The organism is Saccharothrix longispora (assembly GCF_031455225.1).
In the GTDB taxonomy this organism is placed as follows: domain Bacteria; phylum Actinomycetota; class Actinomycetes; order Mycobacteriales; family Pseudonocardiaceae; genus Actinosynnema; species Actinosynnema longispora.
Genome location: NZ_JAVDSG010000001.1, coordinates 2,527,271 through 2,547,693, shown reverse-complemented (window position 1 = coordinate 2,547,693; position 20,423 = coordinate 2,527,271). Strand labels below are relative to the sequence as shown.

Annotated in this window: 15 protein-coding genes and 1 riboswitch; of the genes, 8 read left to right on the top strand and 7 right to left on the bottom strand. The window is 70.9% G+C overall.

Going from position 1 to position 20,423, the window contains the following annotated elements; genetic code table 11:
- The first annotated feature begins 357 nt into the window (after window positions 1-357).
- Window positions 358-567: riboswitch (cobalamin riboswitch) on the top strand.
- 120 nt (window positions 568-687) lie between these two features.
- Together J2S66_RS10215 and J2S66_RS10210 are read left to right on the top strand one after the other, a co-directional pair.
- Window positions 688-3,507, top strand: coding sequence for a ribonucleoside-diphosphate reductase subunit alpha (locus J2S66_RS10215; protein WP_310306596.1), 2,820 nt, complete (start codon window positions 688-690; stop codon window positions 3,505-3,507).
- The gene (locus tag J2S66_RS10210; protein WP_310306594.1) at window positions 3,504-4,574 is read left to right on the top strand and encodes a ribonucleotide-diphosphate reductase subunit beta; all 1,071 of its coding nucleotides are present in this window, start codon (window positions 3,504-3,506) and stop codon (window positions 4,572-4,574) included. The genes J2S66_RS10215 and J2S66_RS10210 overlap by 4 nt, the downstream gene beginning before the upstream one ends.
- 334 nt (window positions 4,575-4,908) lie before the next feature.
- Here J2S66_RS10210 and J2S66_RS10205 read toward each other — a convergent pair whose 3' ends face one another.
- The gene (locus J2S66_RS10205; protein ID WP_310306592.1) at window positions 4,909-5,685 is read right to left on the bottom strand and encodes an META domain-containing protein; all 777 of its coding nucleotides are present in this window, start codon (window positions 5,683-5,685) and stop codon (window positions 4,909-4,911) included.
- 76 nt (window positions 5,686-5,761) lie between these two features.
- Window positions 5,762-6,025 (bottom strand): trypsin-like serine peptidase, encoded by a 264-nt coding sequence (locus J2S66_RS10200; protein WP_310306590.1) that lies wholly within the window; start codon window positions 6,023-6,025, stop codon window positions 5,762-5,764.
- Between the two features lie 369 nt (window positions 6,026-6,394).
- On the opposite strand from J2S66_RS10200, the gene J2S66_RS10195 reads away from it, so the two are divergent.
- Window positions 6,395-6,532: a hypothetical protein gene (locus J2S66_RS10195; RefSeq protein ID WP_310306589.1), complete on the top strand. Its 138-nt coding sequence runs from the start codon at window positions 6,395-6,397 to the stop codon at window positions 6,530-6,532.
- A 445-nt stretch (window positions 6,533-6,977) separates the two neighbouring features.
- Here J2S66_RS10195 and J2S66_RS10190 read toward each other — a convergent pair whose 3' ends face one another.
- Together J2S66_RS10190 and J2S66_RS10185 are read right to left on the bottom strand one after the other, a co-directional pair.
- Window positions 6,978-10,433 (bottom strand): hypothetical protein, encoded by a 3,456-nt coding sequence (locus J2S66_RS10190; protein ID WP_310306587.1) that lies wholly within the window; start codon window positions 10,431-10,433, stop codon window positions 6,978-6,980.
- A gap of 824 nt (window positions 10,434-11,257) precedes the next feature.
- A complete protein-coding gene (locus J2S66_RS10185; RefSeq protein ID WP_310306585.1) occupies window positions 11,258-11,836 on the bottom strand; it encodes a DUF8817 family protein in 579 nt (192 codons plus the stop codon).
- Window positions 11,837-12,437: 601 nt separating this feature from the next.
- Between J2S66_RS10185 and J2S66_RS10180 the strand changes: the two genes are divergently transcribed.
- Both J2S66_RS10180 and J2S66_RS10175 read left to right on the top strand, forming a co-directional pair.
- A complete protein-coding gene (locus J2S66_RS10180; RefSeq protein ID WP_310306583.1) occupies window positions 12,438-13,292 on the top strand; it encodes a P-loop nucleotide/nucleoside kinase family protein in 855 nt (284 codons plus the stop codon).
- Between the two features lie 87 nt (window positions 13,293-13,379).
- On the top strand, window positions 13,380-14,318 hold the full coding sequence (locus J2S66_RS10175) for an aminoglycoside phosphotransferase family protein (RefSeq protein ID WP_310306581.1): 939 nt from the start codon (window positions 13,380-13,382) through the stop codon (window positions 14,316-14,318).
- Between the two features lie 150 nt (window positions 14,319-14,468).
- On the opposite strand, the gene J2S66_RS10170 is transcribed toward J2S66_RS10175, so the two are convergent.
- A complete protein-coding gene (locus J2S66_RS10170) occupies window positions 14,469-15,155 on the bottom strand; it encodes a TetR/AcrR family transcriptional regulator (protein WP_310306579.1) in 687 nt (228 codons plus the stop codon).
- Between the two features lie 87 nt (window positions 15,156-15,242).
- Between J2S66_RS10170 and J2S66_RS10165 the strand changes: the two genes are divergently transcribed.
- A complete protein-coding gene (locus J2S66_RS10165) occupies window positions 15,243-16,091 on the top strand; it encodes an SDR family NAD(P)-dependent oxidoreductase (protein WP_310306576.1) in 849 nt (282 codons plus the stop codon).
- An 84-nt stretch (window positions 16,092-16,175) separates the two neighbouring features.
- Window positions 16,176-16,319: a hypothetical protein gene (locus tag J2S66_RS10160; RefSeq protein WP_310306574.1), complete on the top strand. Its 144-nt coding sequence runs from the start codon at window positions 16,176-16,178 to the stop codon at window positions 16,317-16,319.
- Here J2S66_RS10160 and J2S66_RS10155 read toward each other — a convergent pair.
- On the bottom strand, window positions 16,309-17,166 hold the full coding sequence (locus J2S66_RS10155) for a phosphotransferase family protein (protein ID WP_310306572.1): 858 nt from the start codon (window positions 17,164-17,166) through the stop codon (window positions 16,309-16,311). The two genes, J2S66_RS10160 and J2S66_RS10155, sit on opposite strands and share 11 nt — an antisense overlap.
- A gap of 609 nt (window positions 17,167-17,775) precedes the next feature.
- Between J2S66_RS10155 and J2S66_RS10150 the strand changes: the two genes are divergently transcribed.
- Window positions 17,776-19,578 carry an eCIS core domain-containing protein gene (locus tag J2S66_RS10150; protein ID WP_310306569.1) on the top strand — a complete coding sequence of 601 codons (1,803 nt, stop codon included), beginning with the start codon at window positions 17,776-17,778 and terminating at the stop codon, window positions 19,576-19,578.
- Window positions 19,579-19,807: 229 nt separating this feature from the next.
- Here the strand turns inward: J2S66_RS10150 and J2S66_RS10145 are convergent, their stop codons facing one another.
- A complete protein-coding gene (locus J2S66_RS10145) occupies window positions 19,808-20,365 on the bottom strand; it encodes a hypothetical protein (protein WP_310306567.1) in 558 nt (185 codons plus the stop codon).
- Window positions 20,366-20,423 lie beyond the last annotated feature (58 nt).

Sequence of the window (20,423 nt, the reverse complement as noted above, 5' to 3'; positions counted from 1 at the left end):
GTGCGGGTCCTGTCGGGCATCCCGTTACCGGATCGCGCGGTGCCACGGGCTGCGCCGGGAAGCTCACCGAGACCGCTCGTCAACGGTGGCACCACGGGAATCGCGCTCGCTTCCGCCGGCCGTCGCGACACGGGCGAACGACCAGCGGTCGGGGCGTGGCGCGCCGAGGAACGCCGGGCAGGATTCGGATCGACCTGGTGCGCACTCGGACCGACGCTGCTCGGGCAGATCACCGCGGGCCGCGAACGCGTTCGGCTGTGCGCTCCTCGCGACTCGCCGGTTCTACGACTCGGAGGTGGGTGGACGCGTCGGACACGTGCCCATGTGGGGTGTGTTGCGCGTCGATCTACAACATGTAGTGTTCCTGCCGTCGATGGTTCCGAGGCCCTCCGGGGTCGCGGAGGCAAGAGGGAACCCGGTGCGAATCCGGGACTGCCCCGCAGCGGTGAGTGGAAACGACCGCCGTCATGAAGCACTGCGCGTTTCGCGTGGGAAGCGACGGCCAGTAGGTCCGGCGTCAGCCGGGTGTCCACGAGTCCGAAGACCTGCCGTCGATGCGCGCGCCGGCCGGCGCGCGCGTGTCCGGGGCCTCGTGGGCGGGCCGACGCGGATCAGCGTGCCGTCGTGCGCGCGCATCTGTGGCATCCCCTCGTGCTCCGGGCCGCTCAGGCTCGCGAGGAGAGGGCTGTGTCGACCACAACCACGAGCACCACCGCACCGGTGCGGGTGATCCGCCGTGACGGCGGTGCCTCGGCGTTCGACGCCACGAAGATCGCGGTGGCGATGTCCAAGGCGTTCCTGGCCGTGGAGGGCGACGCCGCCGCGTCGTCCTCCCGCCTGCACCCCTTGGTCGAGGACCTGACCGCGCAGGTGGAGGCCGCGCTGCTCAAGCACGCGCGGCCGGACACCGCGCTGCACGTCGAGCAGATCCAGGACCAGGTCGAACTGGTGCTGATGCGCGGCGGCCACCACAAGGTCGCCCGCGCCTACGTGCTCTACCGCGAGGAGCACGCCAAAGCCCGTGAGGTCGCGCCCGCCGCCGCGGAGTTCCGGGTGAAGGACGTGGACGGCGAGCTGGTCCCGCTGGACTGGGACCGCGTGGGCGTCGTGGTCGGCGAGGCGTGCGCGGACCTGGCCGACACCTCCGCCGGCGCCGTGCTGGCCGAGGTGCGGCGCATCCTCTACGACGGCATCACGGTCGACGAGCTGGCCGTGGCGCTGGTGATGGCCGCGCGGGCGCTGGTGGAGACCGAGCCGGACTACTCCTACGTCGCGGCCCGGCTGCTGCTGGACCAGCTGCGGCGTGAGGTGCTGACCCGCGTCGCCGGACGCCCGGCGGAGGCCACCGGCGGGCAGATGTCCTACGCGGACCACTTCCCGGCCTACGTGCGCCTGGGCATCGAGCTGGACCGGCTCGACCCGGAGCTGGCCGAGTTCGACGTCGAGCGCTTGGCCGCGGCGATCCGCCCGGAGCGGGACGGCAAGTTCGACTTCCTCGGCGCGCAGACGCTCTACGACCGGTACTTCCTGCACGACCACGGCACCCGCTACGAGCTGCCGCAGGCGTTCTTCATGCGGGTGGCGATGGGTCTGGCGCTGCGCGAGGACGACCGCGAGGCACGCGCGATCGAGTTCTACGAGCTGCTGTCCTCGTTCGACTTCATGGCCTCCACACCCACGCTGTTCAACTCCGGCACCACCCGTCCACAGCTCTCGTCGTGCTTCCTCACCACCGTGGACGACGACCTGCAGTCGATCTTCCAGGGGTACCGGAACAACGCGCTGCTGGCGAAGTTCTCCGGCGGCCTGGGCAACGACTGGACGCCGGTGCGCGGGATGGGCGCGCACATCAAGGGCACCAACGGGGAATCGCGGGGTGTGGTGCCGTTCCTGAAGATCGCCAACGACACGGCGGTGGCGGTCAACCAGGGCGGCAAGCGCAAGGGCGCGGCCTGCGCGTACCTGGAGACCTGGCACGTGGACGTCGAGGAGTTCCTCGACCTGCGCAAGAACACCGGCGACGACCGCCGCCGCACCCACGACATGAACACCGCCAACTGGGTGCCCGACGAGTTCCTGCGCCGCGTCGAGGCCGACGCCGACTGGACCCTGTTCTCCCCGGACGAGACACCGGACCTGCACGACCTGTACGGCACGGCGTTCGCCGAGCGCTACCGCGCCTACGAGGCGGCCGCCGACCGCGGCGAGGTCACGGTCTTCAAACGGGTCGGCGCGGTGGACCTGTGGCGGCGGATGCTGACCGTGCTGTTCGAGACCGGTCATCCGTGGATCACGTTCAAGGACCCGTGCAACCTGCGCTCACCGCAGCAGCACGTCGGCGTGGTGCACTCCTCCAACCTGTGCACCGAGATCACCCTCAACACCAGTGCCGACGAGGTCGCGGTGTGCAATCTCGGGTCGGTGAACCTGGCCAACCACGTCACCGCCAACGGCGTAGACGCCGCGCGGCTGGAGCGCACCGTGCGCACCGCGGTGCGGATGCTCGACAACGTGATCGACATCAACTTCTACACCATCCCCGAGGCGCGGAGGTCCAACCTCCGGCACCGGCCGATCGGCCTGGGTCTGATGGGCTTCACCGACGCCCTGTTCGTCCAACGACTGGTCCCGGGCTCGCCGGACGCGGTCGAGTTCGCCGACCGGAGCATGGAAGCGATCAGCTACCACGCCCTGTCCGCCTCGGCGGACCTGGCGCGCGAGCGCGGCAGCTACGAGTCGTTCGAGGGCTCGCTGTGGAGCCGGGGCGTGCTGCCGATCGACTCGATCGCGCTGCTCGCCGAGGCACGCGGCGGCGACCTCGACGTGGACGCCTCCACCACCCTGGACTGGGACGCGTTGCGCGAGAAGGTGCGCGGCGGCATGCGCAACTCCAACACCATGGCCATCGCGCCCACCGCGACCATCTCCAACATCTGCGGCGTGGGTCAGTCGATCGAGCCGCTGTTCCGCAACCTGTACGTCAAGTCGAACATGTCCGGCGACTTCACCGTCCTCAACCGGCACCTGGTCGCGGACCTCAAGGCGCTCGGGTTGTGGGACGAGGCGATGGTGGCCGACCTGAAGTACTTCGACGGCTCGCTCGCTCCGATCAACCGGGTGCCCGACGACCTCAAGGCCCTCTACGCCACCGCGTTCGAGGTGTCCTCGGAGTGGTTGATCGAGGCCGGGTCGCGGCGGCAGAAGTGGATCGACCAGGCCCAGTCGCTCAACCTCTACATCGCCGCGCCCAACGGCCGCAAGCTCGACGCCGTCTACAGGCTCGCGTGGCACAAGGGCCTCAAGACCACCTACTACCTGCGCTCCACCGCCGCCACCAGCGTGGAGAAGTCCACCCTGCGCGGCACCGACGGCAAGCTCAACGCCGTGCAGCCCGTCGCCGCCCCGGCGGCACCGCCGCCCACACCCATCGCCACGGTCCCCACCGGCGGTTCCGACGACGCGCTCGTCTGCTCCGTCACCGACCCCGACTGCGAGGCCTGCCAGTGACCAGGAACATCCCCGACACCACCGGGCTGGGCTCCATCGACCGCGACGGCGGACGCGTGCGGGTCGACGACAAGGCGATGATCAACGCCCGCGCCGACGTCAACCAGCTCCTGCCGCTGAAGTACCACTGGGCGTGGGACAAGTACCTCGCCGGCTGCGCCAACCACTGGATGCCCACCGAGGTCTCCATGCAGGCCGACATCGCCCTGTGGCGCTCCCCCACCGGCCTCACCGACGACGAACGGCACACCGTCAAGCGCAACCTCGGGTTCTTCGCCACCTCCGAGTCCCTGGTCGCCAACAACGTCGTGCTCGCCGTCTACCGCAACCTCACCAACCCCGAGTGCCGCCAGTACCTGCTGCGCCAAGCCTTCGAAGAGGCCGTGCACACCCACACCTTCCAGTACATCTGCGAATCCCTCGGCCTCGACGAGGGCGAGCTGTTCAACATGTACCGCGAAGTCCCCTCCATCACCGACAAGGCCGCCTGGGCACTCCAGTACACCCGACACCTCGAAGACCCCGCCTTCCGCACCGGCACACCCGAGACCGACCAGGCGTTCCTGCGCGACCTCATCGCCTTCTACGTGGTGTTCGAGGGCATGTGGTTCTACACCGGCTTCGCCCAGATCCTGTCCTTCGGCCGCCGCAACAAGATGGTCGGCATCGCCGAGCAGTACCAGTACATCCTGCGCGACGAGTCCATCCACCTCAACTTCGGCATCGACGCCATCAACCAGATCAGGATCGAGAACCCCGGGCTGTGGACCGAGGCGTTCCAGGCCGAGGTCCGCACCATGCTGGCCGAGGCGTGCGAACTGGAGATCGCCTACAGCCGCGACACCATGCCCCACGGCCTGCTGGGCCTCAACGCCGGCCAGTGCGAGCAGTACATGCGCTTCATCACCAACCGACGCTGCGCCCAACTCGGCCTCACCCCCGTCTTCGGCCCCTCCGACAACCCCTTCCCGTGGATGTCCGAGGCCATCGACCTCAAGAAGGAGAAGAACTTCTTCGAGACGCGGGTGACCGAGTACGCCTCCGGTAGCACCCTCGACTGGGACTGACCCTCCGGCCGGGTCGCGCACCACGCGACCCGGCCCTCCCCATCGTCGGCTTCCTCGGAGCACGACCGGCCCGGCCCGCCGACAGCCGGGTGCCGTGACCGACCGCCTCGCCGCTGTGCGGGTCGATCACCGCGACCAGGCGGAGCCGGCCCTCCTCTCGCGCGGGCAGGTACGTGATGTCCCCGACCAGCAGCCGGGGCGGTGCCGGGGCGGTGAAGTCACGACCGATCGGGTTTGGCGCCGGTACCGGCGCCGTGACGGCATCAGGACCGTCAGCGACCGCGCCGTCTGCGGTGAGCCCGATGACCCGCGCTCGCGCGTGCTCCGACCTGTCCTATCGCGGTTCCGCGATGAGCCGCAGACCCCTGCTGCCCTTGCTGAGCGTCAGCGTCCGGGCGTCGAGCGCGTAAGCGACCTCGCCGTCGAGCACGGCCAGTACCGCCTCTTCCAGGGCCATGACATCCGGCTCGCACGCCTTGCGGGTTACCGGGCCGGGAATGAAGACGATCTTCTGGTCGGTGGTTCGGTACTCGGCCGCGGTGAGGTTGCACAGGCCCGTGATCGCCACCTCGGAACCGGTGAAGACGAAGGTCGCGGTGACGCCGGCCGGAGCCGCGCCGGCGGTCGTGTCCCGGATCAGGGTGTCGACCCTCCACACCGCGCCGGCCAGGGGCACGGCCCGCTCCTGGACCAGTCGCAGGTTGTCGTCCGGTGAGCCGATCACGAGGGTGTCGCCGTCCAGGCGCCACGCGGGGTTGCCGGTGAACAGGTCCACCAGGAACTCGTCCTGTCCGGTGCGCTCGGGGTCGCAGGCCATCTCGGTGACGCTCGGGTCCGTCACCGTCAGCCTGCCCTCACCCGCGTCGACGGGGCCGGAGAGGGTGTTGCAGCCGCCGCTGACGACCAGGCGGCCGTCGTCGGTGAAGCGCACCTGCACGGTGGTGCCCGCGACCAGTGCACGTGGTCGGCCCTGCTCGGTGCCGGTTGACGCGGTGAAGGTCAGGCCGCGCAGGTCGTCCCCGGTCGGTGTGCTGTCGCCGACAGGCGTCACTTTCCGGCCGCAGGCCGCGGTGAGGAGCAGGACTGCCATCAGGAACGCGGTGTACCTCATGGTCCGAGGACGGGGCACGGGGCCTCCCGGGTTGCACCGGCGCCGGGTAGGCGATCGCACCCGGCGCCGGTGGCGGTCACGGCTGGGAGATCCCGTAGTCGATGAACGACATGACGTCCGGGCGGAAGCGGGTGCCGCTGTTCGTCGGGTTGGCGCCGGCCACGCCGTTGGTGTGGATGCCGGTCACGCACCAACCGCCGCACAGGCCGGGCGTGACGGAGTTGTGGTGGTACACCGGGGAGCCGCTCTGGCCACCCGCCGTGTCGATCCAGTACCAGAGCTTGTCGGCCGTCTGCGAGCTTGCCTCGACGTGGAGCGTCGATCTGCGGCGAGAGCGCATCACGCGACCGCGGGGACATGATCGTGAGGCGTGGCGTCACGACCGCTGTGATCGATTCCGCTCAGCCCGTCGGCTGGCAACGCCGCAGGGTGGTCGGTGGTGCGCCGGCACCGACCTGCTGATGTGCGGGCGCGATGTCCCGTACGCGCCGGTCGTGAGGCCGGCCGTGGCCCGCTGCTTTCACGAGGGGTTGACATGAGAGTGGGCGAAACATAGAGAAAGGTGCTCTGAGCTGCGAGGATAGGGCTTGTCCAGGGCAAGTCCACCGCGGCGCCTACGTTCTCGCCGACACCTGGCACCCACGCACGGGAGACTTGACGGCCTCGATCATTCCTTGATTGCACGGCTTGGGCTGGGCCCGACCGCCGCGTGTCCGTCCACGACCGGTCGACCTACATGCTGCACCACCACGGCTCGGACTCGCCCAACATCCGCGCCCGCCACCTGCGCGAACCTCACCTGCTCGCCGTCACTCGACGGGTCGAGGCACGGCCGCCGATCACCTGAACCGCGCGGACGACCACCTCTGCACGTTCCGCGCAGGCGTTCCCCCGCTCGTCGACAGCGCCTCGGATCACCCGGAAGTTGCCGCTCATCCAGGCCGCCACGGCCTTCCGCGAACCGCGCACACCGCTCACCGAACCCGGGAACCGGAGGCTCCTGCCCTCGGGCGCGTGACGTCGCCACCGCCTCTCGAACGCGGAAGTGGGACGTCCCCGGTCATCGGAACGGACCGTCCGGCGCGTTCCCTGGCCCGGATCGGGAATTGAACCGCGCCGGGTTCGATGGAGACTCTGATGTGTCCTGGGTTCCGTGGAGTCGGACGTCATCTGTCGCGTGGGCCGTCGGTGAGGTGCGGCAACGTCTTCCGCGCGTCATGCTGCCCGGTACGGGCGGCCCGGAGGGCAACCGCCCGCACCGACCGACCAGGCCCGAACCCACCGGTGACGACTCAGTCGTCCACCAGGACCCGGGTGACGACCGTAGCGACACCGGCGGCGTAGCTGACGCCGACCTTGACCGCGAGCATCTCCTCCCAGAACAGTGGGGAGCGCAGGAACGCGAGGACCACCGGGACCGGGGCGACGGCGCTGTTGCCCCACCGCGCGCAGGACGCCGACGGCCGGGCCGCGCACTCGGCCACTCCGAGGGCGAGGGAGCCGAGGCCGGCGGCGGTGTCGAGCCACACCCCGTACACGTCCTCCAGCTTGGCCACCAGCAGTACGTTGCCCCGCTTGCCGCTCGCGTACATCGTGAGCGCGTCGACCAGCCACGAGAGGCCCTCGACCGACCACTTCGCGATTGCCAGGCCGGCCGCGGTGTCGTCGGGCGCGTCGGTCGGGGCGTCGCCGGGCGCGTCGGGCGGGGATGCGGTGAACGGCGAGGCCAAGCCGAGGGACAACGCCGTGTTCCCCAGCAGCAGAGCGCTGATCGTGCTCGTCACGGCCTTGTCCACGGGGGTCGTGGGCGGCGGCAGCAGGTCGCTGCCGAATTCCAGGGCGGTCGCCACCACCGTCGTCGCGACGTCGAGCGCCTTGCCCGTCACCGGTGACGCCGTCGCCCCCGGTCGGTCGGGCAGCGACCGGTCGGGCGTACCGCCGAGGGCGTGCCGCGCGACCACGGCGGGGAACGCGACCAGCAGCCCGACCAGGGTCTTGAGGGTGACCGGGCCGCGCTGTTCGACCGGTACCCCCGCCTCGTCCGCGATCCATGTCACCACGTCCCGGACCGGCGCGACGTCGACCTTGGCGGCGAGCAGCCCCGCGGCGATCCCGCCCAGCTTCACCAGGACGTCGATCAACGCGTCGATCAGCGCCTTCGCGATCTCCACCAGGGTCAGGGCCAGCTCTCGCAGCGCCGTCAGCAGCGCGGTGAGCGTGACCTGCTCCAGGCTGCCGCCGGTACCGTCCAGCTCGCCCGCCACCGCATCGGCGAAGGCCCGACCGGCGTCGTGGAAGCGGGACAGCTGCCCGGTGACCACCGCGATCGCGGAGTCGACGGCCTTCCGCAGGTCACCGGTGCCGGCCGGCACCTCGGCGAGCAGTCGCGCGCCCAGTTCGCCCTCGGCTCCCTGGACGCGGTCGAACAGGAAGTGCGCAGGCACCGACGTCCTCAGATCGAGGGTGTCGGTGACGGCTCCCACCCGCTCCCCGCCGCTGCCGACGACCGGCGGCACGGGGTCGTGCCCGGACCCCTTCACGTCCCCCACCGTGCTGCCTCGCACCTTCCCGATGAGCCGGTCGAACTGGCCGGCGAGGTCGGTCCGGGCGAAGTCGGTCATCCGCTGGAGGGCGACGGCCCTGACCCGCTGCAGTTGGGCGACGACCTCGGTGGGCGTCCGGTCGAGCACGCCCTCGACGGCGTGGGCGGTGGCCCAGATGTCGGCGAACGGGAACCGGTGGACCAGCCAGTCGACCACCCGGGCGGTGAGCGCGCCCAGCGCCCGCATCGCGCTCAGGAACAGGTCCACGGCGTCCGAGGCGGTCACGACCGCGAACCGGCCGAGGTCCACGACCTTCCCGGCGATCCGCAGGCCGAGCGAGACCGTGCCGTCGGCCGCGTTCAGCGTCAGCCGCGCCACGTCGGTGACACCGGCGAGCAGACCGCTCACCACGTCGCCGAAGCGCCGCCCCAGGTCACCGAGGAAGCCCTCCGGCACGGTGTCGACCCGGCGCAGCGACACCTCGCCGCCCGCGCCGGTCTCCAGCACCCACGACGACGTGGGGCGGGGCATGCTCGGGTTGCCCAGCGCCATGAGGTCGCGCAGGTGCGCCACGGCCAGTTGCGGCGTCAGGGACGCCGACCAGGTCGTGCTCGGCACCAGGGGGGTGCCGTCGACCTTGGCGGCGCGCAACGCCTCCGCCGTGAGCAGACCGCGGTCCGCCAGCGGCGCGAGGCCCGACAGGTAGTCGCGAATCCCTTGCTCCGGGTGGATCTGCGCGCCCTCGGGCATGCCGTCGCCGGTGACCAGGATCGCGGGCGGGGTGAGGCTGTGGGCCCGGGTGGACGCGGTCAGCGCGCCGAACCGGTCGGTGCGCGCGGTCAGGACTTCGTCTCTGCGCGGCCCCAGCCGCGCGGTCCGGGAGCCGACAATCACCTCGGCCGTGCTCGTCGTGCGCACCCGCACCGGGTGGTCGGCGACCGGTGTACCGGCGGCGTCGCGGACGGTGACCCTGGTGCGCCAGCGCCGGGTCTGCGCGGAGTAGGTGTCCGCCAGCCGCACGGTCTCGCGGCGCCACTGCCCCGTATCCGGGTCCTGGCCCAGGAGCACCAGGAACCTGTTCGGCTCCAGGGCGAAGAACACCGGTGCCCCCTGGTGCAGCGGGTCGGGGAATAGGGCGCCGTGCGACTTGTCGAGGGGCACGGCGACCGGCGTGCCGTCCGCGCCGGCGGACCACACCGGGCCGTCGGCGTTCCACCCCGTCTGCCTGAGCAGCGACAGGTCGTCGCTCTTCACGTAGGCCCTCAGCAGCCCCGCGCCGTCCACGGTGGTGGTGACGGCATACGCGGTGATCCCGAGGTCGGCCCACCGGCCGCCCGCGAACTGGTACAGCCGCCAGGTCTTCGGGGTGATGCACAGGTACCCGGCGTTCGACGCGCAGTCCGCGAAGCCGCCCCAGGCGACCGCGTCCGGCGCGGGCAACCGATTCTTGTTCGTCGAGTGCTTCTTGTCGCCCTCCACTCCGACGCGCACGAGGTCGCCCCCGTCGCAGTAACCGACCTCCAGCGACCGGGCGTCGAACGGCACGACCACGTATCGCCTGTTCTTGAGCTTGCCGCCGAAGTCGTACCCGGAGCGCTTCCACTTGTCGCCCCCGGCGTGCTCGTACCGGACGAGGTTGCCGTGCGGGTCCACCCCGAACAGCGACGGTGACCGCGGGCCGGCCGCGGGCGGGTAGATCACGACCGGGTCGACCAGCCCGACCTTCTCCTCGTGCACCTTGACGAACCCGTCGCCATCGTGCCGGAAGAAGGCCGTGGTCGAAGCGCCCTGCGCGACCGTCCACAACCGACCGTCCGGCAGTTGCAGCACGACGGCGCCGATCCAGGCGCCGCCCGCCGCCGGCGGTCCCAGTACCCAGTAGCCGCTCGTGGTGTCGCGCCGCAGCGTGCGCACCCGTCCGTCGAGCACGACGGACGCCCTGAGCCCACCGGCCGGGTCCTGGTAAGGGGCGACCGCGTTCAGCGAGTAGGAGGGCTTCCCGAAAGCGTTGAACACCAGGTCGATGCCGGTGACGGGTTCGCTGACGAGCACGCTGTCGGAGACCACGGTGAACGGTCTGCGGTACAGGGGGATCAGGGGCGTCGTGCCGGGACCGGTGCCGAGAGCCGCGCCGGCTCCGCTGTTGGGATCGGCTTCGCTGTCGAGGTCGGTTGCGGCGCGCGTGGACGAGGGTGCGGTGGACATGGGATACCTCCGGAGTGGAGTTGGCGGCGACGGCCTCTGGAACGGGTGCCGTGCAGCGCTTCCGGTTCGGGATCGGTAGGAGGTCGCCGTCCGTCCATACTGGTCAGTCGGCGCGGGTGCGCAAGCAAGCATGATCGATACCGCGGCTCGCGCCTGTCGCACAGCGGAGGTGCCCGCCGCGCGAACCGTTCGACCGTGTGAGGGATTGCCGGTAACGCCCGCCGCGCGTCGCCCGTTCGGCCGCCGCCTGATCGGCGCGTACTGCGCCATCGAGGTGAACCCGTCACCGGTCAGGTGAAACCCGGTGCCCGCGCGGGCAGGGCCGCCGTGCGCCGGGAGGGTGACGTCGAGGGGAGACCCGGTGAACTCGGGGAGCAGGTGGTGCTGGTGCCGTCGTGGGTGACGACGTCGGGTAGGACGTCCTCCCCGCGCGAACGGGGTGGTCCGACCGCACTCGTGAACGGCCTGCGTTCCGCCGGGTCTTCCCCGGGCGAACGGGAAGTGGTCCGTGCGCGCTTCGGACGTCGGTGTAGATGGTCGGGTCTTCCCGCACGGACGACCCGCTGGCGTCCGCGCGCCGAAAGCCGTCGACTCGAGGGAGGCAACGGCTTCCCGACGGTCCGGCGACCCGGGCGGCACCGCTGCTGCCCCAGGGCGCCGGCCGGTTGCCGTGGTCGATGTCGGACGAGGGCGCCGTGGCCGCCCTTGATTCGAGGCCGGCCACGGCCCGCTGCGACGGCTTCCCGCGCGCCTCACTTCCCCCGTTCCGGACGACCTACGACCCCCCAGGTGGTCGGGACCGCGCTCACGCGCCCGGGCGCGGCTCAGACCCCCTTGATCCGTTCGACGAGTTCGTCGCGGTACTCCCGCACCGCCTGGAACTCCGGTTCGTCGCCGGTCGCCCGCTTCAACGCGCCTTCCAGGATCTTCAGCCCCTGGCGTTCGTCGCCGCGCGCGTCCGCCTGCCTCGCGGCGTTCTCCAGGGCTTTGGCGAGCGTGGTCTGCGCCTCGGGTTCCCGGGCGGCCTTGTTGATCCGGATCCAGTTGCCGCCCGGGTCGACGACGGTGAATCCGGTGTACCGGTCGTTGCGCAGCCGCGGCCTGGTCATGCGGGGGATGCCGGAGACGAGCAGCTTTCCGTGCACGGACCGCATCCCCGCCGCGAAGGCCTCGAACAGCTCGCCGGGGTCGGCCACGATGACCAGGCACGTGCTGTACGACTGCGCCGGGTCGTAGTCGTCCATCCCGAAGAAGTGCAGGTTGATGTCTTCCCGTCGTACCGCGACGTGCGGGTTCGGCCGCGTCTGCCGATAGGTGATCTCGAAGCCGAGCATCTCGTAGAACGACGCGATCTCGTCGATGGACGGACAGGGCAGGAGCGGGATGGTCAGTTCGTTCGCCACCGCCCGAAGCTAAGCCCGGACCAGCCGAAACGACACGGAACTATTCGCTTGTGCGAACAGCAATGCAATCCTGCCCAGCAGCAACAACGCCGACACAACGGCGCCTGCGGGCACATCGGCCGCGTAGTGGACGAGGACGCACCACGTCATGCTCGCCGTCACCAGCCCGCACCACGACACCAACACGGCAGCGGTCCCGCAGCGCTCATGAAGCCGCGACCGCGACGCGCAACCCCCGGCGAGATCCGCTCTGCGCGGTGCGTTCCAGTACGTGCTGGTCACCTCGTCGAATGACGTTCGCCCCAACGCGGAGATGGTCAGATCCGTCCTGTCGCCGCAGTCGCGGCACGAAGTCGTCCCACAGGCGGGGGTGGCCCGTCTTTCGAGGTGGTACTCGATTCAGAAGAGCCGTTGCTCCCCATACGGGCGAAGGTGCTCCCGCCACCGGTACTTCGTGTTCATCGGTCGGGTCGCCCTGTTCGCCCTGGGCGTGGGCTTCTGCACCTCACCCACGACAGCTCACAACCGTCAACGAACCGGCCATCGGCATTCTGTTGAGCGTGTCGGTGATCATCGCCGGCGGGCTCTGCAGCGTCTTCCGGTGGCAGGGAACCGGATCTCCCGGAGTCGCACCCGCTATGCCATCGAGTGCGAGATCACCTACTGCAAGCACCGGGTACCGCCCTGCGACAGCACCTCCGGTGCTGCGACCCTGGTCAAGACCGTCGAAGAGATCACCGACCAAGGGCCGGGCATGGGAAGCGGAACGTCACAGCCTCAACTCCACGCACCACCCACGCGCTACCGCCTGGGCAAAGACAGGTCGGAAACGGCCTCGGCGATGCCCCACCAGCGGCATGGACGCACCTCGGAGCACGCGATCGGTGACGATACGGCTCCTGCTCGGCCAGAACACGAGCGGGGACGGCCGACGCTCTTCCTGACGGTCGGGCTGCCGGCCACCGGGAAGACCACCGCCGCGCGACGCCTGGAGGTCGAGCACAACGCGCTCCGCCTCACGAAGGACGAATGGGTGAAGGCCCTCTACGGGCCCGAGAACCCGTCATCGGCTTCCGACGTGATCGAAGGACTGCTCATCGGTATCGGGCTGCGGGCCCTCGAACTCGGCGACAACGTGGTGATCGACTACGGGCTGTGGAGCCGGGACGAGCGCTCCGCGCTGCGGCAGGCGGCGGCGGACCGCGGCGCACGCGTGGCGATGCACTACTTCGAGGTGCCCCCCGCCGAGCAGCGCAGGCGACTCGACCGGCGCCAAGCCGACGAACCGGGCACCACCTGGCCCATGCGCGACGAGGAACTCGCCGACTGGGCCCGCATCATCGAGGTCCCGACGCGAGGTGAACTCGACGGCAGCGAACCCATCGATGATCCACCGGCCGGATTCACCTCCTGGGACGAGTGGCGCGGGCATCGCTGGCCGCCGGCGGTCTCCTGACCACTACCGCTCATCGCCTGCTCGGTGGCTGCTGACACGGCCGATGCTGGTTCAAGACCCAGAGGGTGAAGTCCTAGAGTGGCATTCATGATCACCGAGGAAGAACGCGCCGCCCGCTCGCGACGCGCCCGTGATGCCGCTGTCGCCGCCGCGACGGCGCTGGGCCTGGACGCGTCCGGGGCGGAGGTCGTCTACGACGTCTTCTCGGTGGTGGTGGACCTCGCGCCGTCGCCGGTCGTCGCGCGCGTGCCGGTGGTGACCCCGCGCGGCACCACCTCGACGGGCTTCCAGCGCACGGAGCTGGCCGTGTCGAGGTGGATGGCCTCGCGCGGCGAGCCGACCGTCGTGCCCAGCGGCCTCGTCCCGGCGGAACCCGTCGAGCGCGACGGGTTCACGATGACCTTCTGGGAGAAGGTCGAGGGCGTGCTGCCCAACGACTACGACGCGGTCAGGCGCATGCCCGCCGTCGCCCGCCTGCACTCGGTCCTGGCCGGGTACCCGGGCGAGACCGGCTTCTTCCCCGGCATCCAGGGTTATGTCGACCTCGCCTTCGACGACCTCGAAGGCCGCGAGGACCTGCTGCCCGCCGCCGACCTGGCCCGCGCCCGCGCCGAGTGGGCCGTCCTCTCGCCCGTCACCGCCTCGCCCGCCGCTTTCGCGCACGCGTTCCCCGGCGTCCCCGTCCAGGTGGTCCACGGCGACGCCCCGTTCTACAACCTGATCGAGACCCCCGACGCCGTGCTGTACTCCGACTACGAGCACGTCGGCGTCGCCCCGGTCGAGTGGGACCTCGCGCACACCGGCGAGGAGGCGATCGCCGCCTACGACACCGCCGCGGCCGAACTCGGGCTTCGCGCGGTCGACACCGGCGTGCTGCGCGCCATGGAGCGCCTGCGCGACCTCCAGGCGGTCGCCTGCCTGGCGATGGCCCCGCAACTCCCACTGCTGCTCGACGGCCTGTCCACGACCCTGGAGACCTGGCGGGCCACCGAACCCTGGCGCAACGGGCACACTCCCTCGACGTGACACGGACCGGCTGCCCGCGTCCCACGATGCACGCGTCGCACCGGTGTGGAACCGCTCGTCGGCACGGGCACGTGGTCGTGGCACTCGCTCAGCGGCATGGGCGGACGTCCGCCGGATGGGAGTTCAGCGCAACGGTTGTCGAGGCATCGGTCAGCAGGGCGGCTGACTCGAGTGCGGGGCAGGGCGTTGCCATGTCGTTTCGCCGGCGTCCGCGACCACGCGGACGAGGGTGTCGACGAGTTCGTCGGCGGTGGTGCGCCACTTGTCCGGGCCGAGGTGGCCGCTGAGTTCCATGCCCGCGATGCCGTGGGCGCTGCCGAGCAGCAGGGCGCCGTAGTGCGGTGCGTCGTGCTCTCCGACGAGGGTGGCGACGATGGCCAGGAACTCGTCCTGGAAGCGTCCGGCCGCGCGATCGGCCGCGGCCGGGTCGCCCTCCGGTCCGCACAGCTGGAGCCGGACGCGTTCGAGGGCTTCACCGCGTTCTCCGGGACGGTCTCCGCGCCGCCTGAACAACACCTGGTAGAGGTGCGGCTGGTCCCGGCCGACGCCGATGAGGGCGCGGAGGGCGCCGCGCAGCTTCTCGGAGGCCGGCAGGGCCGGGTCGGTCCGCAGGGCGTGCACCCGGTCGCCGATCCGTTCCCAGCTCTCGGTCGCGACGGCGGTCAGCAGGCTGTCCTTGCCCGCGAAGTGCCGGTACGGCGCTCCCCGCGTCACGCCTGCCCGCGCGCCCACCTCGCGCAAGGTGACCGCTTCGGGGCCGCCGAGGTCGAGGAGCTCGGCCGCCGCGTCGAGCAGGGCGCGGCGGGTGGCGGCGGCGGATTCCGCACGGGTGGCCATGACGCCCATCATACAGTTGACGCTGTCATCCGAACTGGTAGCGTCACCAAGGTGACAACGTCATCTGAAAATCGGAAGCTGGTCGTCGTGACCGGAGCCTCCACGGGCATGGGCGCGTCGACCGCCCGCGAACTGGCCCGCCGGGGATTCCACGTCCTGGCAGGCGTGCGACGCGACCGTGACGCCGACGCCATCCGATCCACCGGCGTCGAGCCGATCATCCTCGACATCACCGAGTCCGAGCAGGTGGAAGCACTCGCCGCACGGGTCGCCGGCGACCCGCGCGCGCTGCACGCGCTCGTCAACAACGCCGGCATCCAGGTCAACGCCCCGGTCGAAGCCCTGCCGATGACGCAGTGGCGGTGGGTGTTCGAAGTCAACCTGTTCGGCCACGTCGCCGTCACCCGGGCGCTCCTGCCCGCGCTGCTGCGCGGCAAGGGGCGCGTGATCAACATCAGCTCGGTCGGCGGCAAGGTCGCCATGGCCACGTACGGCGCGTACGCCGGCGCGAAGTTCGCCCTGGAGGCGGTCAGCGACTCGCTCCGCCGCGAGGTCGCGCCGCTGGGCGTGCAGGTGGTCGTGGTCGAGCCCGGCGGCGTCCGCACGGAGATGGCCACCCGCGGGATCGCGACGGCGAACACCCTGGCCGCCCGGATGACACCGGAGCAGCACGAGCGCTACGGCAGCCTGGTCCGGGCGACCAACACGCTGATGGCCTCCGGCACCGCATCGGGCCTGACCGCCGACGCCGCCGCCCGGGTCATCGCGAAGGCCGTGACGACCCGCAGACCGCGCACCCGCTACACCATCGGCCGGGATGCCGCCCTGATCACCCGCCTGACCCGGATGCTGTCCGACCGCACGCTCGACCGCGTCCTCGCCGCCAACCTGCGCCGCCACCACCCCAAGGAAGCCACCCCCACCCACAACGGCTGACGAACGACATGGCGCCCGCCCGCCGGCGGTCGCCCGGCGGTCCTCCGATCCCGAGACGCGCGAGCTGCGCCGAAGGTCATCGCGGTGTCGCCCTTCGCGCTCGCCACCCACGTCACCGTCGAGCCGGTGCGCGTCCTGTTCGGCGCCGACTCCACGCAGACCCCGTTCGGCGGGACTGCGGACGTGCAACTGCTCGCGGCATGTGAGTGCGGTCCCGCTACTCGGTGACGAGAGCACCGAGTGCGGGCCACGGCGGACCCTCGCGAAGCGCGGACAGGATGTTCCGGCCGTGCCGACGCCCGTCCGGGAATTCGTCACGGACGTCCCAACGCCAGGCGGCGACCAGCGCGAGCACGAGCCGCCGGCATTCCGCGAGCAGGGCCTGATCGACGCCCGGATAACGCGCGCCGACCTCCTCCGGCACGTGGGCCACGTCGAACTCGACGGGTCCGCGGCAGCACGTCTCGAAGTCGATGAACAGCAGGCCGTCACGGGTGCTGAGGAGGTTGCCGGGATGCGGTTCGCCGTGCAGCAACTGCTCGGCGGCACCGCGGCCGCGGATCCGTTCACGGGCACTCCGCAGCGTGCCGAGGAGGAGATGCCGATCGGCCTCGGTGAGCGCGGGGGTGTCATCCCGGTGCGTGACCAGCCGTTCGGCCTCTGCGACCCGGTCCAGGAAGTGCGGGGTCGCGATCTCGACGCTCCGCATGCCGGCGTGCAGGCGTTGGAGCGCGTCCGCGTACGCGCCCGGGAAGTCCGGGACAGAAGTCACGACGTCGTAGTAGGTCCACAAGGTCACGGCGAAGCCGTCGCGCTCGTGCACACGCGGCTCGACCCGCGGCTCCAGCGCTGCGACGGGGCTCGCGGTCGCAGCGAGCCGCCCCACGAGTTCGACCTCGAACGCGGCCACCTCCTGCCCCACCGGCGCCACTCGGGCGAAGACGCCGCACGGCACCAGATGCAGAGCGAGCACGTTCGAATCCTGGATCACGACCGCGTCGTCGACCCGCAGGCGCAGCTCTGCAGCCAGTGCCGTCGCCGCGGCCACCGCACGCGCAACGATCCCCGCCTCCACAACCCTGATCCTCGCACGTGGTCGCGATAATCGGGATGTGCGCGGTCGACGTGCTCCCGGATGCCGACCTGGTGGATCCGGCCAAGATCGTGCGGTTGGTCGACGGTGCCCTCGGCTCGAAGGCCATCGGCGCCTACCTGCACGGCTCCGCGGTGCGCGGTGGCCTGAAACCGGCCGGTGACGCGGACGTCCCTCGTCACCCAGCACAACCTCGACGACCGCGAACGCCGAGCGCTCGTGCGGGGGCTGCTGCGGATCTCCGGCCCCGGAACTGGAACGAAACGGGAACGGTGGAACTCACCGTCGTGGTGCACTCGGAAATCCGTCCCGGCGCTACCCGGCGAGCGCGGACTTTCTGTGCGGCGAGTGGCTGCGCGACGAGGTCGGGTCCGGTGCCCTTTCGGTCCGAACACCGGCGCCGATGGTGCCCTCGCACCCCTGGTCGGCCAGGGGTGCGCCCGCGCACGCTGCCGGGAAAGGCAGCGAAGGAGAACCCATGTCGTACACCGCGCACCAGCACGAACCGGACCGCCGCGAGGCGCAGCACCCGGCACGCGCCCGGGCACCGGAGCAGTACACCGCACCGTGACCGGCCCGGGTCCGCTCCCCGTGGACAGGATCCTGGCGATGCAGCGGGCGGTCGGCAACGCCGCCGTGGCGCGGATGCTGAACGGGGACGGGGCCGCGCCGGTCGGCGTGCAGCGCTCGGCGGTGCACGAGGTGCTGCGCACGCCCGGCAGCCCCCTGGACGCACCCGTGCGCGAGGACATGGAGAGGCGGATGGGGGCGGACTTCTCCGACGTGCGCGTGCACACCGACGGCGCGGCGTCGCAGGCGGCGGCGTCCGTGCGGGCCGAGGCGTTCACGACCGGCTCGCACGTGGTGTTCGGGCAGGGGCAGTACGACCCGTCGTCGTCGACCGGGCAGCACCGGCTCGCCCACGAGCTGACCCACGTGCTCCAGCAGCGCTCCGGACCGGTGGCAGGCACCGACACCGGGGGCGGGGTGCGGGTCAGCGACCCCTCGGACCGCTTCGAGCAGGCCGCCGAGGACAACGCCCGCCGCACCATGGCCGCGCAGCGCACCCACGACGCGGGAGTCCATCCCACCACCGGGCCGGCCACCACCTGGGCGACCACCGACGGGCACGGCGCCGTGCAGCGCTGCGCGGACCACACTCCGGCGCGGGACGACGTGCCGCACGTCCAACGGGTGTTGGACTACTCCGCCGTCCAGCAGCCCGGGAACACGGAGGCGGCCGACGCCGGGACGCGCCGCACGTGGCTCAGGAAGCTGGTCTACGCCGAGCTGGCCGAGACGCTCGGCATGCCGAAGTGGACCGGCGAGAACTGGAAGAACTGGAAGGAGGCCAACGCGAGAGTCGCAGGCCGGGTGGACCCGCTGGTCAAGAGCATCGAACCCAGCGTGGCGGCCATGGAGTTGGACGAGGAGGTCACCTGGGCTCAGATCGGCGAGCTGAACGGCATCCTGCACCAGATCGAGACGGTCGTCGACGAGCACAAGGCAGCTCCCCCCGCCATCGCCCGCACGCTCATCGGCAACGAGTTCACCTTCGTGGACGACGCCCTCCGAACAGCCGCCGACAAGGCGGCGAAGAACAAGAACAGCGACATCTACAAGTTGATGAAGGGCCCCTACAACCAGGCCGCCCAGAGGTGGGCCGATACCGTGGACCGACTCGACGGCCCCGACCCGGAAGTGGCGTCGGACCGCAACGGGATGACCATGCTGACCTACCGGTTCGCCGCGGAGGACTACGGCGTGGACTGGCGCTACCAGGTGACCGCCGACCAGGCGTGCGTGGAGGTGATCACCGACAAGGCGGAGGCGGCGGACGTGTACGCGGGAGCCGTCGGCGACCTCATGGACCAGTACGTGTTCGGCGTCGCCGAGACGGTCGGTCTGAAGACCGACATCAACATCGGCGGCGGGCACATCAACATCGACGAGACGACCTCCGTCGGCCACCACAGCACGCAGAAGGCGGCGCGCGTGCTGGCCGGGTTCATCGACCAGGTCTACAAGGACGAGAAGTACTGGCAGGCCCGCGACCCGGACAAGGTCAACGCCCCGTTCCTGTCGGAGCTCGACACCACCGGGAAGAAGCAGGTCGACTACGAAACGGTGATCAAGAAGTTCAACGCGGAGAACTGGACGATCCCCGTCCTGGTCAAGCACCTCATCGCGAACGTGTTCAACACCAGCAACACCGACCAGGCCAACCCCGAGAAGTACCACGCCCTCAACTTCTCGGCGATGCAGGAGGGAACTCCCGAGGAGCAGCGGCGCCTGGAGTTCCGGCGCCTCCCCGCCCAGCCGGACCGGCAGGTTCTGCTGCAGGAGCTGACCAGACTCGCGGGTCTGCTCAAGACCGCCCGCGAGAAGGCCTGACACACCTCCTGGAAGCGACCGGTGGGGGTGGGGGTGGCCGTCGCGCTGGGACGGCCACCCCCACCCCCACCCACCGGTAGTGCGCACCATTCGACCGGGGCCGACGAGGGGCCGCGTCGGCCACCTTCCACAGCAAGGTCGTCCCCATGCTCACCAGCAGCGCGGCGATAGCCGGGTTGCTCGACTGTCCCGCGGCGAAGCCCGTCTCGTGGCTCAGCTCTTCGCGGAATCACGGCACTGCCTGGGTAACCGCAGTTCCGGGGTGCAGCACGTCGTCGGCCAGCACAGCGCGCGCCGCGCCCGCGAACTCGTCCGGCGCTGCCCGCAGGCAGGTGGTCGCGGCACGGACGAGCGTAGTCGCACGGGCGGTGGCCGACCGCAAGAGAGGCAGGGCCTCCAGCAGGTGACGGGTCGCCGCGACGAACGTGGCGGCGCTTTCCACCTCGGCCAACTCGACCAGCAGCTCACCGCGCTGCGCGGTCTGCACGGGCGTGTCGAACAGGGCGCGACGCAGCACGCGAGCGGCCTGGTCGCGCGCACCCCGGCGCACGGCGGCGCGGGCTGCGTCACGCAGCGAGTCCACGACCCACACGTCCTGGAACGACGGCACGGCCAGCAGGTGCGCCGCCACCTCCTCGGCCGGTCGGCCGGCCCTGTGCAGGGCCTTCGCGGCCGCGACGTGCAGGCCCTCCTCGTCCGCCGCGTCGAGGGCCCGCAGCACGGCCTCGCGGGCGACCGGGTGGACGAAGCGGGGAACTCCGCCAACCTGGCGCCGTACCACTCGCACAGCTGCGCCGGCAAGCAGGCCGAGCATCAGCGGTCGACTTCCACCGGCTACGGACACC

Bases quoted from the DNA above. Each gene is read 5' to 3' on its own strand.
- J2S66_RS10205 (WP_310306592.1), bottom strand. From the start codon at position 5,685: ATGAGGTACACCGCGTTCCTGATGGCAGTCCTGCTCCTCACCGCGGCC.
- J2S66_RS10200 (WP_310306590.1), bottom strand. From the start codon at position 6,025: ATGCGCTCTCGCCGCAGATCGACGCTCCACGTCGAGGCAAGCTCGCAG.
- J2S66_RS10190 (WP_310306587.1), bottom strand. From the start codon at position 10,433: ATGTCCACCGCACCCTCGTCCACGCGCGCCGCAACCGACCTCGACAGC.
- J2S66_RS10175 (WP_310306581.1), top strand. From the start codon at position 13,380: ATGATCACCGAGGAAGAACGCGCCGCCCGCTCGCGACGCGCCCGTGAT.
- J2S66_RS10170 (WP_310306579.1), bottom strand. From the start codon at position 15,155: ATGGCCACCCGTGCGGAATCCGCCGCCGCCACCCGCCGCGCCCTGCTC.